The sequence below is a fragment of the Paludibaculum fermentans genome (genome assembly GCF_015277775.1).
GTDB lineage: Bacteria > Acidobacteriota > Terriglobia > Bryobacterales > Bryobacteraceae > Paludibaculum > Paludibaculum fermentans.
On record NZ_CP063849.1, the window covers coordinates 3,542,512 to 3,557,719 of the forward strand.

Here is a 15,208-nt window from a genome sequence, read left to right on the forward strand (position 1 = left end):
AGAATCGGCAACGATAACTCGGCTTCTCGCCAGGAAGGCACAGGGAGTTCCTCTCTAGCAACCTGCCACGCGGCTCCTGGTCTGTGACCCACAACCACGATTGCATCAGCCGACGGAATTCGTGCAGCTTTCATCGTTTTCTTCGCAGCAGGGCATCCCGGCACAGGGATGCACTCTGTGCGCATTGCTCCCGGGCAAAGCGGGCCAGGCCGGAATCGAGTCCAGATTTGTCGAGATGGCCTTGGGCGGCTTCCAGGTGCTGCAGGGCATCCTCGAAGCCGCCTTCGGCGATGGCGATCTCTGCATCGACTGCATCGTCTGAATCGAGCGCGCGTGGTTTCCTGTGCGCGGTCCTCCGCTTCCTCCATTCCCCAGCCTATTCGTGGTTCTTTCGAATGCTCGAACTGGGGCAGGCGGACTCAATGTAGATGGCATGCCGATACGGCCCCGCATTACGCCGCACGCCGAGAGTGTGATCTCGAGATGCTGCAAGGCGGCTGACTCCTCTCCTTGGTCGATGAGGGGATAGATGGCCCGAAGGCGCTGCAGAAAAACTCGGGCTCCGAGGGCAGCATCGGCAGCACCTCCTCAATAGGTCCGCGGCTCCAAGAACAGCGCAGAATTCCCGCGACGTCCTCCCGACTGCCCCGCCAGGATCGCGATCCCGGAACGTGCCGGCCGAGGGTGCAGAGGATGAGAGCGTTGACAGTAAAGAGATGGCGCTCCTCGCTTCCAGTTGGCCAGAGCGGTGGCGTTCTGTGCAGTGTTGGACATCCGAGCGACGATGCCGAAGATTCAGGAATTCCACGGCAGCTCCAGTTTGAGTTGCCCTCACCCCAAGTGCAACGGTTCTGCCTCAGCCTCGCAGCCCAGTGTGCGACCCTAGAGAATGTGCGCTCAGTTTGTCCTTACTGCGCGGCCCAGATCATTGAGATCTCCCGTGACCACATCTTCCCGGATTTCCTAGGTGGCACTCGAAAGATACCGGCATGCGCGACGTGTAACAACAAAATCTTCGGTGCGCGTTTTGAGTCTAAGGCGGCGCGGCAATTGCTTTCGTTTCAGCTTATGTTGTCGTCGCTGGGACTGTCGCAAATCCCGCTCAAACAAGGAGTCAGATGGGAACGCGCATATGAACATCACGGCGAACTTTATGATTTGGAGCACCGCGATGGCGGACCAGTTCTGATTCGCACAAAGCCGAAGGTGATCCGCGACGAGCATGGTCGGGTGATTTCGGTTGAAGCCAGGAGCATGAAAGAAGTCAAGGCACTCGCCGTCAGTCGCACCAGAGAAGGACTTCCTGTGGAGATTCAGGAGGTCAGCTACCGTGTTCCGTTTGAGAAGCGCCACTTCGATTTTGAGTTTGGTCCCGACTTTGGTCGCCTGGCGATGAAGATGTCTGCAGCACTCTCAAGCCTACTGCCTCACTTCGATGCCGCCGACATCCAACCGGCGATGAGGGTCCTAAGAGGAGACGAAACGCGTGTTGACGAGGCCAGAAGGGACTTCAGACCCTTCCCGTCAGTCGACAACGAACTGCCGCTGCTTTCGCATGCCATCTATGTAGAACGCGGCTTAACGGGCTTGCACGGTTTGGTCGTTCTCTTCGGCACCATTCGAATGTACTGTAAGCTGGCATCCAGGACCACGAACCGTGAGCCTTGTGCCGCCGTAGGAATACTGGATATCTCAACAAATCAGGAACGATTTACCCCAATCAATCCGCAAGGCTTGACCGAAGCGCCGCTCGTGATTCGCACCGCGGACCACGACCGAGGGTGCGATATCTGGGCGAACGAACTTAAGCGTCAGATTTCGGAAGCTGGTGCAGAAGGGTGGTTAGTTCGCGGTCGAATGCCTTGCCGACCCGCCTCGGTACTTTGGCAATCGTCGACGTCCGATCGCATGCTTCAATCATGGAGCAGCAACACACTTGGACAGCAACGACCCCGACGCCCCAAACCGAAGATAGATTAACGCCCTGATACTTGGAAGTCGCCGTCCCGGCGCGACCGGTGCTGAAAACGCACCACTCCGTGCGAATCGCCTGTAGCAGTATGCCATTACCCTACCTGAGATTGAAGTCGCCCAAGCTGAAAACCGCCGATGGCGGATTTGCACCGAAAAGTCGGCCAGTAACCCTGAATTGCAGGCACCCGGCCGAAACCCGCCTGCCCCGTCGCCCCCCCCGAACCGACCACCCTGTTCCCGCAACTGCCGCCGGCACCCTGGAATCTGCAGGCCGCGCCCCCCGGATATCACCGACATCCGCAAGCCCCAAACCGCAACCTCTTAAACCAATCACTCTCGACCCTCAAATTCAAACCCTCAGCCGCATCGCCGACCTTCTAACACTCCAGCTCCCCGCTCACGCTGTTCTGCCATAACATTCCTCTACTAATTTGGGCTAAATACTAGGCTCTGGCCGCAAACCGCTCAGTTAGTCTATCTGGAACCTTCGCCCATCCGAATCCTGCAATCCAGATGCCCCCCGACTGTTCTTCGAACGACACTACAGGCGGGAGCGGTCCCGCTCATCAGAGCCCTTGCCCATGAGTGGTTCGCTAGCCCACCCGTCACGTTTCGTCGAAAGACACCGCCCCCAAGCTGAGCCGCCTCCCACAGACACGCGTGCGATCCTGCCGAACCCGTGCCAACCACTGGCCCGGCGACTTCGCTGCTGGCCGGGTGCCGAAAGCCACAGCGTAACTCGCGATTGATCCAACTTCTTGAGAGGACGACACCCGAAAAGACGCCACCCGGCCAGCGCCAGCGACCGTGAAGGGCCAGCACGCGCGCCGGCGCTGATTGGCAGTCGGTCAGTAGGACCGGCTCATCGAGGAAGGCGAGCACGGAGCCATCGGATCTGGCCGGCGTGGCTGATTTCATCTTCTGCCACGTGGAACCACGCCCAGTGGGCATTCCTCTCGGGCATCGCGACGAGCGGTCTCTCGAGCCAGTCGTCATCCATCTGGCGCAGGGCAGACAACGTTGCTTCGCGAGCCCGGTCGAGCGCCTCCAGATAGGATTCGGTGTCTCGGCCTCGAATCTGCGCCCGCGCAGCCGCTCCCAAATCGAGCGCGGCCAACCAGGGCGCCTCCTCGCTCGCCGACGGCACGTGCGCCCCGAACGTGAGCACCTGATGCCACCATTCGACGGCCGCCGCATGCGCCAACAGGGCGCCGATCGAATTACTCGCCGCATCGTGAAGATGATCCAACTGATCGCCAGAGAGGCCGTCAACGGCCGCCGTGAGCGCCCGTCGCGAGTGCGTCAGGATGCAAACCAAACGGCCAATCGTAGGCGCAAAACCGGCGATCGGCTCAATGCGAAGCGGCAACCGTGCATGGCGGCCAGCCAACGGAAATTCCACGTCCAAGTATACAAACCGGGCAAAGCGCGCGAATTACCCTGAACCCTCGCTCGATGCAGCCCGCAAACTCGCGCCGTATCGAGCTTGTCCCGCCAGCACTTCCTCAATGCCCGATCACCCGCAAACAGGAAGCAACCAGTTCCAACGCCTCTCCCCCTACCCGATCCAGCTCAAGTTCCCGAGTGCCGACCATCCATCCGAAGGTGCCGACAGAGCCAAGGGCGTCCCCGGGAAGCAATCCGACAAGAGCGCCGGACGCGAGCCGCATCAGCGGCTTGGGCGTTTTACGTCAACTTGACTTGAGTGGATTCTGCAACGGCCCAGCGGGGCTTGCCGAACACCGTTTCGGGCTAGTTTACGACAAGCCAGTATCTCGTCCACAACCTCCAACGCAACGCCCGTTGCCGATATTACGTCCAGTTTCCGTGGGCATCGCGATGCGGATGGAATTCGATAAGGCGATACACGAAGTCGTTGAGTAGTCCTCCGCAGTCGGGACAAATGACAGAGCCGTCATTCGCGATCATTGGCGCGTTGCAGCCGGGACAATACCAGTCGCAATTGGTGTTGAATGACAGCCGTCGCTGAGAGCTGCGGGTCTTGCGAATGAAGACCTCAATTAGGCCCGCCTTCATGTCATCGCTGAGCGGCATGTCGCCTCGCACACACGTCAACGCGCCTCTGACAACTGCCAACTCGTCGCCACATCTAGGACAGAACATAGGTTTCTTCGTCAGGCAGGGTAGTCCGGGGGCTCGGTCAAGCGGTCAAAGTCCGATATCCCCGCCTCTTGGCCGTTTTTTGGGGGATATGCTTGCCTTTCGGCTGGCGCTTACACGTGCAGATTCAGAACCCATAATATCCGCCATATGATTGTCGCGGTGAAAATGAACGCACAGAACAGAAAAGTCGCGCCAAGGCCACGCACGATCCTTGGGTACCATGATCGCTCCGCCTGGAGGTTGGCTGAAGTTGCAGGGTATATTCGCGCAATTTGGAGTGCCTGTCGAAGCACCCAACCCGTGTGTCTGATGGCGACGAACCCGAGCGTCCAACAGACCGCCGCATACATCGAGGCTTCGGCCAAGCTGCCGTGCTCCCATACGAACTCGTCTATCAGTTGAAGCGAACACGCGAACAAGGGCAGAACGGCGCTAGTCACTATAGCCATCTGCAGAATATTCTGACACTTAGGCGGGAAGAACTGTTCCCAGGCTGGACTCGTGGGCGATATGTTGGCTTGTCTGCCATTGGGCGGCTATGGCGGTCCAGTCGGCGCAATGGAACGAAGGCAGAGCGAGCTCACTGGAAGCACCAGTCACTGGGGCGGTTCTCTGTCTGCGCTATGCTAAACCACGGTGAGAAGCACCAGCCTCAACCCTGATACCGATAATATGTCCAGATCGGCTCGAGATCGATTTTCATTGATGGTCGTCTTGGCGATTGCCGTGTTCTGCGGTGCTGCCTACGCCGCCTCCTTTTTTGAGGTAATCATTGTCCAAAGCCGTGCCGTCCAAACCTGGTTCACGCGAATCTTGTTTGCCGTGCTGCTGGTGGTGCTGATACATGATCACCAAGGAGCGCTGCAGAGGATTCCGCGACTCTGGGGTGTGGTCCTATGGATCGCATGGCTGAACTTCTTCATGTACCTGCTAGTGCTACCAATGTTCGGGCCGGGACAAAGGGCGCTGTGGCAAGCAATGGCGAATTCGCTCAGGCTCACCACCTCTGAGCAACTGCTCGACGCCAGAGCGTCCACGGCCAATCAGTTGGCCATTGCGGTTACCCTGCTCCTCATTGGGTGGTTCCAAACGAGGAAGGCTGCGTCAGAATCGGGCTAGTTGCGCCGGGGTGGGACGGTCAGCAACTAGTTCCTGATATGTCGGCTTGTATCCGCCCAACTGCCTGGTTGTGTGGTCCAGACAAAGCAGTCGGCACAGGCAAGAAGCATCGGGAAACGCGGGGCCACCGGGAAGGTCTGGTTGCACTGTTCCGGCAACGTCTTCTAAAGAGCGAATGCGGAGTTGCCGGCAGAGTCCTCCATCTGGTTGAGAGAGTCATGCGGGACCCATTCGGAGGGGGAACTGGAAAGCCTGGACCGCTGAAACAAGTCCTTGCCCTCTGTTGGTCGCGGCGCGTCACGCAGGAACACCGGCTCGTGTACCCCGTAGCCGACGAGTCGGCCGGTTTCCGTCAGGCCCGAATCACTATTGAATGGGATGACAAAAAACGATGAGTGGGGTTGACAAGGATCGGCTCGCTATAGGGGATTGCGCCCCGCAAGCCGGCATCGCAACTGAAACCGGCCGTCGCTTGCCGGCGCTTCCGCGGTTTGCGGATACGGCAAGGTGGCGGATCGAACGCTGGACGGCGGCATTTCACGAACTGCTATTGGTGTTGCGCGCGCGATTTCTTGGACAGTAAATTCACCATAATCATGCGGCATGCTGGAGCGCAAGGAGGCGCTCGCGAGCCTGTCGCGGAGACTGAAAGCTGAGACGTTCGATCAGCCACTCGCGGTTGTAGCGATCGCGGAACTCGCGCAGTGCGGCCTGCAATTCTTCGAGGTCCTGGAAGTGCCGCACCCAGAGAAGCTGCTCTTTGAGAGTGCGGAAGAAACGCTCAATGCAGCCATTGCATTCGGGTTCACGGACAAAGGCAGGCGAGGAATCCATGCCGAGAAAGCGGAGCTCGTTTTGAAAGTGGTCGCTCATGTATTGCGAGCCGTGGTCGTGGCGGATCTGCAAGCCGGCGGCGGCTTTGGGGCCGAAGGCGCCGAAGTGCTCACGCACGCCCTGTCGCAATGGTTCCAGTGCCTCAAAGCGGGTGGCGCGCTTGACGGCGTGAATGCCCACGCACTCGGCGGTGCAGTGGTCGATGGCGGCGAAGACAGTGACCTGGCCATCGGCGAGGGTAACGGTAGCGGTGGCATCGGTGCCCCACATCTGGTTGGGCTGGCTGGTCACGATGGAACCGTCATGCAACTTCTCCTCCACCGGCACGAGCTGCCGTTGCGGCGCCAGCAGTTCGTTCTCTCGCGTCAGGCGCAGGACGCGTGGCTTGGAGGTGCGGACCGCTTGGGCTCGCAGTCTCGCCCAGATCTTGCGATGCCCCTCGCCATGGAAGGGCGAAGCCGCCAGGACGGCGCGGATCTGCTCCAACAACTCGGCATCTGTGTACTTCGTCTTCGGACCGCGCCGCTGCAAAGCCGCGGGTTGGCGTGCTCTCTGCTGCCTGGCATAGAACGTCGAGCGCGGCTGGCCCCACACGGTCAGAACACGAGCCCGCCCGTACTTGCGGCCAGTGGAGGGCGACTGGGCTTGGCTCATCGCTTCGACCTCCACTTCAGAGAAGGGTTGGCGTTCTCCAGTTGCTGGATGCGCTCGCGTTGCAGTTCGACGGTCATGGCGAGTTCGGCGATGACGGACTTCATGCGCCGGCCCTGCTCATCGACCAGATCGTCTTCGCGGATCTTCAGGCCAGCCTCGCCGCTGGCGAGAAACGCGTCCCGCCAATCGGACAGCGTGGCGGCGGTGACCGCGTATTTGCGGCTCAAGCTCTCCAGATCCTCGCCTCGGAGGAACTCAAGAACGACCGCCATCTTGCGCTTGGCCGACCAGCGGCCCTTGCCTCGGCGGCCGGTCCCGGGGGCCTCGGAGGTCGCCCTTCGGGCTCCCTCCGAGGCCCCCGGGACCGATTGCTTGTTGCTGGACATGCTGACTCTCCTTTCTTCAAATCAGTGTCCAAGAAAATCGCGGGGCGGGAGACGAACTGCTATTGGACGACAAAGCACGTGCAACCACTTAGCGATTGCTGTAGTTGTTGATATCTTGAACCAATGCACATTGGAAGTGATGAAGGCGCCATACGCGAGGTACATTCTTCCTGGATTGATGCGGTCAATGCGGGCGATCTTGCGCGGTTGCTCGCCTTGATGACGGACGATGTCGTGTTTCTGAATCCAGGCAGAGAGCCAATTGGTCAGCGTGAATTCCCCAACGGCTTTTTAATCGGTCACCAACGCTCTTGGATTCATTGCGTGAGCGAGATTGAGGAGGTCGCCGTCTTCGGGGAGGTCGCCTACACACGATGCCGGGATTCGTTATGCGTGAAACCGCGCGCCGGAGGAGAAGCAACCGAGTTGGCCGGCCATCGGCTCACCATCTACCGTAAACAGCCCGACGGCCACTGGCTGTTGGCCCGTGATGCCCATACGCTGTCTCCCGTTTCGAGGTGAAATGAGGATGTCCAGATGCTGTTCCCGTGAGAGGGACTGAGCTGCCGTAGATTCGATTCTGGCGTATCACCTGGGCGTAAACGCCCTTGACGCAGGGCGCTCGACCGAAGCACGTCCGGCCCGTTCAATCGTCTGGCCGATTCTCAGAACGGCGGTCGGGCGATCTGGAAGTTGCACGCCATACGTCCGGGCTCATCCCGCTCCGGCCCAATTCTCTGCCGCCCGCAGCATGAACCTTTCCTCATTCACCGCCGAATCGGACTTATTTCTCTTTTCCTTGCACCCACTTGGCGCAAACAATCCCAGATCCCGCCTCCGCGTCGTGCATCATGGAACCGGCGGAGCAAGCGATCCACCCGCATGCGCCGCTGGATCTTTGAATCGAAAACCGCCGCCCCCCTGCGGCCGCCCTCATCGGCGACCGCCCCAGGTTGGGAGACCAACGCCAACAAACAAGACAATAAGGATAGCCGCCGCCCGCAATCCCTCATTCTTGAGCGATCAAACCCATCTCTTCGCCCTCAGGCGAAAGTCCAGTCAACTCTCTTTATGAGTGATCAAACCCACTTCTTCGCCCAAAGGCGAAAGTACCCATTTCGCTCTCCGTGAGCGATCAAACCCATTTCTTCGCCCCAAGGCGAAAGTCTTCTGCACTGCCGCATCAACCAACGCAGCCGCCCCCAGCATTCCCCCCGGCATTGCCGGGGGCCCATCCCAACAACAACGACACTCCCCCATCCCCCAACCAATCCCAAAGGACTTGAGCGATCAAACCCATATCTTCCCCCCAAGGCGAAAGTCTTCTCCACCGCCGCATCAACCAACGCAGCCTCCCCCAGCATTCCCCCCCGGCATTGCCGGGGGCCCATCCCAACATCAACGACACCCGCCCCATCCACCGACCAATCCCAAGGGATCTGAGCGATCAAACCCATCTCTTCGCTCCAAGGCGAAAGTCCCCTCCACCGCCGCAACAGCCCCCACCGCCCCCCCCAACATTCCCCCCGGCATTGCCGGGGGCCCATCCCAACATCAACGACGCCCGCTCCATCCACCACCCAACCCCAACCAATCCAAAGGGATCTGAGCGATCAAACCCATCTCTTCGCCCCCAGGCGAAAGTCTTCTCCACCGCCGCAACAGCCCCCACCGCCCCCCTTGACTCCGGCCACCCACCGGCGTAACCCATTACCAGCCATCTATCCTTAAATGAAAGGCTGCGCCATGGTATCCGCCAAGCTGATCCATCAGGTGGAAGATCATTGGGAAGCCATCAGCGGCCGGTTCCTGCGGCTCCTCCGCTCCAGCCACGGACTCTCCCACATCAGTCAACTCCCCGAATCCGAGATCACCGAAACCTGCCGGCGCCTCCTCCACAACCTCGGCAACTACCTCGTCTCCGCCCACCACGAAGACGAACTCGCCCTGCATTATGAGAAGGTAGGCCGCGACCGCTACCTCGCCGGAGTCCCCCTCAGCCAGGCCCTCCGCACTGTACAATTGATGAAGGATGCCACCCTCGACTTCATAAGAGACGAGATGGTCGTCCAGTCCGGCGTGGATCTCTACGCCGAAGAGGAGCTCGAACACCGGCTCGGCCGGTTCTTCGATCTGCTCGTCTACCATCTCGCACGCGGATACGAAGAAGCGTGCGGCCGGAAGTAGTCACTCAATCTGTGCTACTCTGAAATGGTACAGAAAACGAACGTAAGATGAGGAGTGTGTTTTAAATAATGGCACTGGCGGCTGAAGCCAAAACAAATACGATTACCAAGTATCGCGTCCACAAGACGGATACTGGGTCGCCGGAAGTGCAGATCGCTCTTCTGAGCCAGAACATTCTGTTGCTTACTGAGCACTTTAAGACCCACAAGAAGGACCACCACAGCCGCCGCGGCCTGCTCATCATGGTTGCCCGCCGCCGCCGGTTGTTGGACTATCTGAAGAGCCGGAACCCCGAGCGCTACAAGTCTCTGATTCTCAGCCTCGGCATCCGCCGCTAACTTCAGGCTCCTTCTGCGGTCTACCCCGCCTTTCCGGTGGGGCTCCGCACTGCGGACCTTCCCGACATGGCACGAGCCTTTCGGTTGGACGTCTCACCACGGGAGACGTTCGTCCGAAAGGCTCTGCGCATTCGCCCGGTCTGCCCCGCGATGATGCCCCGCCCCTTCTCAAGTTCCTACCACATCAAAAATCGAATGGCTCGCCGGCCTGAGATGCCGGCAGCCCTGGGAGAATTGTAATGACTCATTCCGTTGAAATCGACCTGGGTGGTCGACTCCTGACCCTGGAAACAGGCAAACTCGCTAAGCAAGCTCACGGCGCTGTTGTCGTGAAGTCCGGTGATACCGTGGTGCTCTGCACCGCGTGCTCCAATTCTGAACCGAAGCCGAACGCGGCTTTCTTCCCTCTCACGGTCGACTACCGCGAGTACACCTACGCAGCCGGCCGCATCCCTGGCGGCTACCTCAAGCGCGAAGGCCGTCCCAGCGACCGGGAAATCCTCACCTCTCGCCTCATCGATCGCCCCATCCGTCCGCTGTTCCCCGAAGGCTACACCTGCGAAACCCAGGTCATCGGCATGGTCCTCTCGGCCGCGCCCGATACTGACCCGGCTACCATGGCCATCACCGGCGCCGCTGCCGCTCTCGCCATCTCCAACATCCCCTTCGAACACGTCCTGGCTGGCCTCCGCGTCGCCAACGTGAACGGCGAGTTCATCCCCTATCCCTCCTACGAACAGCAGAAGGGCGCCAAACTCAACATCGTCGTCGCCGGCACTGAATCCGGCATCGTCATGGTCGAAGCCGGCGCCACCGAAGCCTCCGAGGAAGAAGTCCTCGCCGCCATCGAGTTCGGCCACGAGTGCTGCCGCAAGATCATCGCCGGCATCAAGGAACTGGTCGCCAAGTGCGGTCAGGCCAAGCGCGTCTTCACCCCCGCTGCCCGCAACGCCGAGGTCTACTCCAAGATCGAAGCCCTCGTGAAGGATCGCCTCGCCGACGCCCTCGATACCAAGAAGTACGGCAAAACCGAGAGCTACTCCAAGGTCCACGACCTCGCCGCCGAAGCCAACGCCCTCTTCACCGAGGATGCCGACAAGACCGAAGCCAAGATCTGCTTCGAGACCCTCCGCGAGAAGATCTTCCGCTACGAGATGCTCGAGCTCCGCCAGCGGCCCGACCGCCGCGCCATGGACGAGATCCGCAACATCTCCATCGAAGTCGGCGTCCTGCCCCGCGTTCACGGCTCCGCCCTCTTCACCCGCGGTGAAACCCAGGCCCTGGTCAACACCACCCTCGGCACCAAGGAAGATGAACAGCGCATGGAGAGCCTGAACCTCCAGGAAACCTCCAAGAAGCTGATGCTCCACTACAACTTCCCCCCGTTCAGCGTGGGCGAAGTCGGCTTCATGCGCGGCCCCGGCCGCCGCGAAGTCGGTCACGGCGCCTTGGCCGAACGCTCCATCATCCCAGTCATCCCGCCCGAAGCCGACTTCCCCTACACCCTCCGCATCGTTAGCGACATCCTGGAATCCAACGGCTCCAGCTCGATGGCCACCGTCTGCGGCGCGTCCCTCTCCCTGATGGACGCCGGTGTGAAGCTCAAAGCCCCCGTGGCCGGCATCGCCATGGGCCTCGTGAAGGAAGGCGACAAGTACGCCATCCTCACCGACATCGCCGGTGCCGAAGACCACTACGGCGACATGGACTTCAAGGTCGCTGGTACGCGCGCCGGCATCACCGGCCTCCAGATGGATATCAAGGTGCCCAACGTCAGCACCTCCATCATGAAGGAAGCGCTGGCCCAGGCCCGCGAAGCCCGCCTGTTCATCCTCGGCAAGATGGAAGAGGCTCTGCCGGAGCCCCGCTCCGAGATGAGCATCTACGCTCCTCGCATCTACACCGTCACCGTCCCCACCGACAAGATCCGCGAGATCATCGGACCGGGCGGCAAGGTCATCCGCGGCATCATCGAACAGACCGGCGTCAAGATCGACGTCCACGACGATGGCACCGTGAACATCTTCGCCTCCGACGGTGAGTCCGCCAAGAAGGCCATCCAGATGGTCACCGACATCGCCGCCGTGGCTGAAATCGGCAAGACCTACCTCGGCAAAGTCGTCCGCATCGCTGAGTTCGGCGCCTTCGTCGAGATCTTCCCCGGCACCGACGGCCTGCTCCACATCAGCGAAATCAGCGAGAATCGCGTCGCCAACGTGCGCGACGAGCTCAACGAGGGCGACCAGATCCTCGTCAAGGTGCTCGCGCAGGAAGGCAACAAGATCAAGCTCAGCCGCAAGGCCGTTCTCCGCGAGCAGCGCGAGAAGCTCAAGGGCCCCGGCGACGCTTCCGCACCGGCCGCTGAAGGCGCACCCGTCGCCGCCGCTCCGTCCGGCGACCGTCCGCCCCGCAGTGACCGTGGTGGTGACCGTGGCGATCGCGGCCCCCGCCGCGACCGTGGCGACCGCCGCCGCTAACTCGCTAAACTACAACTGACTTGAGGAATAAGGCCCGGCCTCCAAGCCGGGCCTTATCATATCCATGCCAACTTCACCCAAGCTCACCCGACGCTCCTGCCTCACCGGCCTTCTCTCCGCGCCCGCGCTCGCCGCCGCACCCGATCCCCTCGCCAAAACCACGGTCTTCCAGGCAGGCGACGATGGCTATAAGTCGTTCCGCATCCCCGCCCTGCTCGCCACCCGCAAAGGGACCCTGCTGGCATTCGCGGAAGGCCGCAAAGGCGGCCAGTCCGATAGCGGCGACATCGACATCGTCCTCAAGCGCAGCACCGACCAGGGCCGCACCTGGTCCGGCATCGAGATCATCGCCGATCGCGGCCCCGATACCGTCGGCAACCCCTGCCCCGTCCAGGACGCCAAAACCGGCCGCATCTTCCTGCCCCTCACCGTCAATCCCGGCAACGTCACCGAACGCCAGATCATCGATCGCACCGTGCCCGACCGCCGCACCGTCTTCATGACCACCAGCGACGACGACGGCCTCACCTGGACCATCCTGAACGAGATCACCAGCTTCACCCGCAAGGACAATTGGACGTGGTACGCCACCGGACCCGGAGTCGGCATCCAGACCCGCACCGGCCGCCTCGTCATCCCCTGCGACCATGCCGTCGAAGGCACCCGCGCCACCCTCTCCCACGTCATCTATAGTGACGACCATGGCCGCACCTGGCAGATCGGCGGCTCCTCCGAGCCCGGCACCAACGAGTGCCAGGTCGTCGAGCTCCGCAGCGGCGCCCTCCTGCTCAACATGCGGAACTACCACCGCCAGAACCGCCGCGCCATCGCCATCAGCCACGATGCCGGCGCCACCTGGGATCCCATCACCCACGACCAGGCCCTGATCGAATCCGTCTGCCAGGCCAGCCTCATCGCCCGCGACGGCGTCCTCTACTTCGCCAACCCCGCCTCCACCAAGCGGGAGAAACTCACCGTCCGCGCCTCCCGCGACGAAGGCAAGACCTGGTCCGCCGGCCAGGTGCTCCACGCCGGCTACTCCGCCTACTCCTGCCTCGCCCCGCTCAAGCGCGACCGCATCGGCTGCCTCTACGAATGCGGCGAGTACTCGCCCTACGACCGCATCGCCTTCGCCAGCGTTTCTCAATCTTCACTTATTTAGTAATAAGGTTAAGTACTGACGAAAACCTGACGAACTCACCTGAGAAGCATCAGTTTCCTGACGCCCCGGCGTCACTAACCCCCATTTGGACCCACCTCCGGGGTTTGGCATCAAATGTGCTTCCGCTGTCATACACGTTATGTTTACGACGTTGTTGATCAGCTCCAGCCCGGCCAGATGCGAGTCACTGAACAAGCTCGCCGTGGAATGCGGCAAGCTTGCGATCGCCCGCCAAACCACCGGCTACCCCGCAATACAGTGGCTCGGCAGCGCTTGCCGCCAGTTCGAGCCGGATCTGGTCCTGCTGGACCTGGACGACTCGGTCTCCGCGCTGGCCTGCCTGCGCGAGATCCAGGCTCGCTGCCCCCTCACCCCGGTCATCGGCTCGGGTGGCACCGCGTCGCAGTTGGAGTTGTTCCGGTCCAACGGCATCCAGTTCTTCGTCGCCTACCCGCCCCAGCGCGACGCGCTGGAATCCGCCATCGTCAGCGCCATCCGCGGCCGCGATCACCAGACCATCGCCAATCTCTTCTGCTTCGTGCCGGCCAAAGCCGGCTCGGGCGCCAGCACTCTTGCCCTGGGAACAGCTACCGTTCTCGCCTCCGCCCCTTCCCAGCGGGTCCTCTGCCTGGAAGCCGATCTCCGCTCAGGCATGCTCGGCGAAATGGCCGGTGTCCCCAGCCGCGGCAGTACGCAAAGCGCCCTCGCATTCGCCTCGGAACTCGATCCCCTGCGCTGGCACAACTATGTTTCGCGCCGCCACGGGGTCGACTTCCTGCTGGCCTCCGCCGAAATACACCCCAAGCTGCCGCAGTGGACCCACTACTACCTCCTGCTGCGCTTCCTCCAGACCCGCTACGACTGCATCGTCGTCGATCTGCCGGAACTCGTGAACGACGCCACCGAGGAGGTCCTGCGCCGCGCACAGGCCGTCTTCGTCGTCACCACGCAGGAGCCTTGCGCCCTGCAGCTCGCCAAGCGCCGCTCCCTGGAAATGGCCCGCCGCGGCGTCGCCTCCGAGAAGATCAAAACCATCGTCAACTCGTGGAACCGCAACGACCTCAGCCTGGAGGACATCAAGCAGTACCTGGGCACCGGCGTCGTCGCCAATATTCCCGAGGATCATCGAGCCATCCGCGCGGCCATGGTCGACTACAAGTTCCCCTTCCCTGCCTCAATGGCGGCAGGACGTGCCATACGGCACTTTGCCGAACGCCTGGCGTCGGGCAATCCTGATCACGCGGCCAATATGGAAGCGCCACGTTGGTCCGGACTGCGCCGCCTCCTGGCGCACGGTGCCTAAAAAAGAGGCTTGGCGCGCCCACGCCAAGCCTCTTATTCTCTAACGAACTACCGTTTCCGCTACTTCTGCGCCGCCTGGATCTCAGCGACACGAGCCTGGAAGTGCCGCGTCAGATGCGGCACAATGCCGATCATCCGCTGCATCAGCATCAGTTGGCCCCGGTGGTGCATCTCGTGCTCCTTGGTGCTCAGCAGCATCTCAAACCGCGTCTTGAATGCCGGCTCCATGCCGGGCGGATACGTGATCGTCTCCGCCAGCGTTTCGTCGCTGACGCCATCCAGCAACTGCGCGAAGCGCTCGCCGTTCACCGTCAGCATCTCAATGATCTCGGCCTTCGTCCGCGCCACCTTCTCCGCGGCGTAATGGGCGCCCATCACACCGAAGAAGTCAAATCCCACGAACGTATCGATCTTGTCGTTGAAGTGGATCCGCTCACCAAAGGTGGGGATCACTGCCATGTGAATGAGGGTCTCGGCCACGCTGCGCGTGTCAGGAGTCGCCCGGAAACCATACTGTTCCTCCGGAATCTCCTGGGCCGTGATGATCGTGTTCTTGCGAACCGTACGAAAGCTTCTTGCCAGCTCGCTGGCTCCGTAAATCGACATAGTAGAACCTCCTCTGTTGGTGCCTCCCAGTGTAGCGGGCCGCGC

Annotated in this window: 14 protein-coding genes; 10 read left to right on the top strand and 4 right to left on the bottom strand. The window is 61.3% G+C overall.

All coding sequences use genetic code 11. From position 1 onward, the window contains the following. The first annotated feature begins 184 nt into the window (after positions 1-184). A complete protein-coding gene (locus IRI77_RS13790; protein ID WP_194452627.1) occupies positions 185-322 on the top strand; it encodes a hypothetical protein in 138 nt (45 codons plus the stop codon). Positions 323-702: 380 nt separating this feature from the next. Further along, positions 703-1,980 carry an HNH endonuclease gene (locus IRI77_RS13795; RefSeq protein ID WP_194452628.1) on the top strand — a complete coding sequence of 426 codons (1,278 nt, stop codon included), beginning with the start codon at positions 703-705 and terminating at the stop codon, positions 1,978-1,980. An 856-nt stretch (positions 1,981-2,836) separates the two neighbouring features. On the opposite strand, the gene IRI77_RS13800 is transcribed toward IRI77_RS13795, so the two are convergent. After that, positions 2,837-3,376 carry a mycothiol transferase gene (locus tag IRI77_RS13800; protein WP_194452629.1) on the bottom strand — a complete coding sequence of 180 codons (540 nt, stop codon included), beginning with the start codon at positions 3,374-3,376 and terminating at the stop codon, positions 2,837-2,839. Between the two features lie 1,394 nt (positions 3,377-4,770). Here IRI77_RS13800 and IRI77_RS13805 point away from each other — a divergent pair. Together IRI77_RS13805 and IRI77_RS13810 are read left to right on the top strand one after the other, a co-directional pair. Continuing rightward, entirely contained in the window at positions 4,771-5,217 is a 447-nt protein-coding gene (locus IRI77_RS13805; protein WP_194452630.1) for a hypothetical protein, read from the top strand. A 38-nt stretch (positions 5,218-5,255) separates the two neighbouring features. Then, entirely contained in the window at positions 5,256-5,612 is a 357-nt protein-coding gene (locus tag IRI77_RS13810) for a Txe/YoeB family addiction module toxin (protein WP_194452631.1), read from the top strand. Between the two features lie 199 nt (positions 5,613-5,811). Here IRI77_RS13810 and IRI77_RS13815 read toward each other — a convergent pair whose 3' ends face one another. Together IRI77_RS13815 and IRI77_RS38635 are read right to left on the bottom strand one after the other, a co-directional pair. Next, positions 5,812-6,705 carry a DDE-type integrase/transposase/recombinase gene (locus tag IRI77_RS13815; RefSeq protein ID WP_194451196.1) on the bottom strand — a complete coding sequence of 298 codons (894 nt, stop codon included), beginning with the start codon at positions 6,703-6,705 and terminating at the stop codon, positions 5,812-5,814. Then, complete coding sequence (locus tag IRI77_RS38635) at positions 6,702-7,091, bottom strand: helix-turn-helix domain-containing protein (RefSeq protein ID WP_194451197.1); 390 nt, start codon at positions 7,089-7,091, stop codon at positions 6,702-6,704. The genes IRI77_RS13815 and IRI77_RS38635 overlap by 4 nt, the downstream gene beginning before the upstream one ends. 123 nt (positions 7,092-7,214) lie before the next feature. Here IRI77_RS38635 and IRI77_RS13825 point away from each other — a divergent pair, with 123 nt between their 5' ends. The 6 genes from IRI77_RS13825 to IRI77_RS13850 all read left to right on the top strand — a co-directional run bounded on the left by IRI77_RS13825 (position 7,215) and on the right by IRI77_RS13850 (position 14,558). After that, complete coding sequence (locus tag IRI77_RS13825) at positions 7,215-7,613, top strand: YybH family protein (protein ID WP_194452632.1); 399 nt, start codon at positions 7,215-7,217, stop codon at positions 7,611-7,613. Positions 7,614-8,837: 1,224 nt separating this feature from the next. Beyond that, positions 8,838-9,278 (top strand): hypothetical protein, encoded by a 441-nt coding sequence (locus IRI77_RS13830; protein ID WP_194452633.1) that lies wholly within the window; start codon positions 8,838-8,840, stop codon positions 9,276-9,278. 68 nt (positions 9,279-9,346) lie between these two features. Next, complete coding sequence (rpsO, locus tag IRI77_RS13835) at positions 9,347-9,616, top strand: 30S ribosomal protein S15 (RefSeq protein WP_194452634.1); 270 nt, start codon at positions 9,347-9,349, stop codon at positions 9,614-9,616. Positions 9,617-9,855: 239 nt separating this feature from the next. Next, positions 9,856-12,093 (top strand): polyribonucleotide nucleotidyltransferase, encoded by a 2,238-nt coding sequence (pnp, locus tag IRI77_RS13840; protein ID WP_194452635.1) that lies wholly within the window; start codon positions 9,856-9,858, stop codon positions 12,091-12,093. Between the two features lie 64 nt (positions 12,094-12,157). Beyond that, entirely contained in the window at positions 12,158-13,255 is a 1,098-nt protein-coding gene (locus tag IRI77_RS13845; protein WP_194452636.1) for a sialidase family protein, read from the top strand. A gap of 139 nt (positions 13,256-13,394) precedes the next feature. Further along, the gene (locus IRI77_RS13850; RefSeq protein ID WP_194452637.1) at positions 13,395-14,558 is read left to right on the top strand and encodes an AAA family ATPase; all 1,164 of its coding nucleotides are present in this window, start codon (positions 13,395-13,397) and stop codon (positions 14,556-14,558) included. A 59-nt stretch (positions 14,559-14,617) separates the two neighbouring features. Here the strand turns inward: IRI77_RS13850 and IRI77_RS13855 are convergent, their stop codons facing one another. Then, on the bottom strand, positions 14,618-15,163 hold the full coding sequence (locus IRI77_RS13855) for a DinB family protein (protein ID WP_194452638.1): 546 nt from the start codon (positions 15,161-15,163) through the stop codon (positions 14,618-14,620). Between the last annotated feature and the right edge of the window lie 45 nt (positions 15,164-15,208).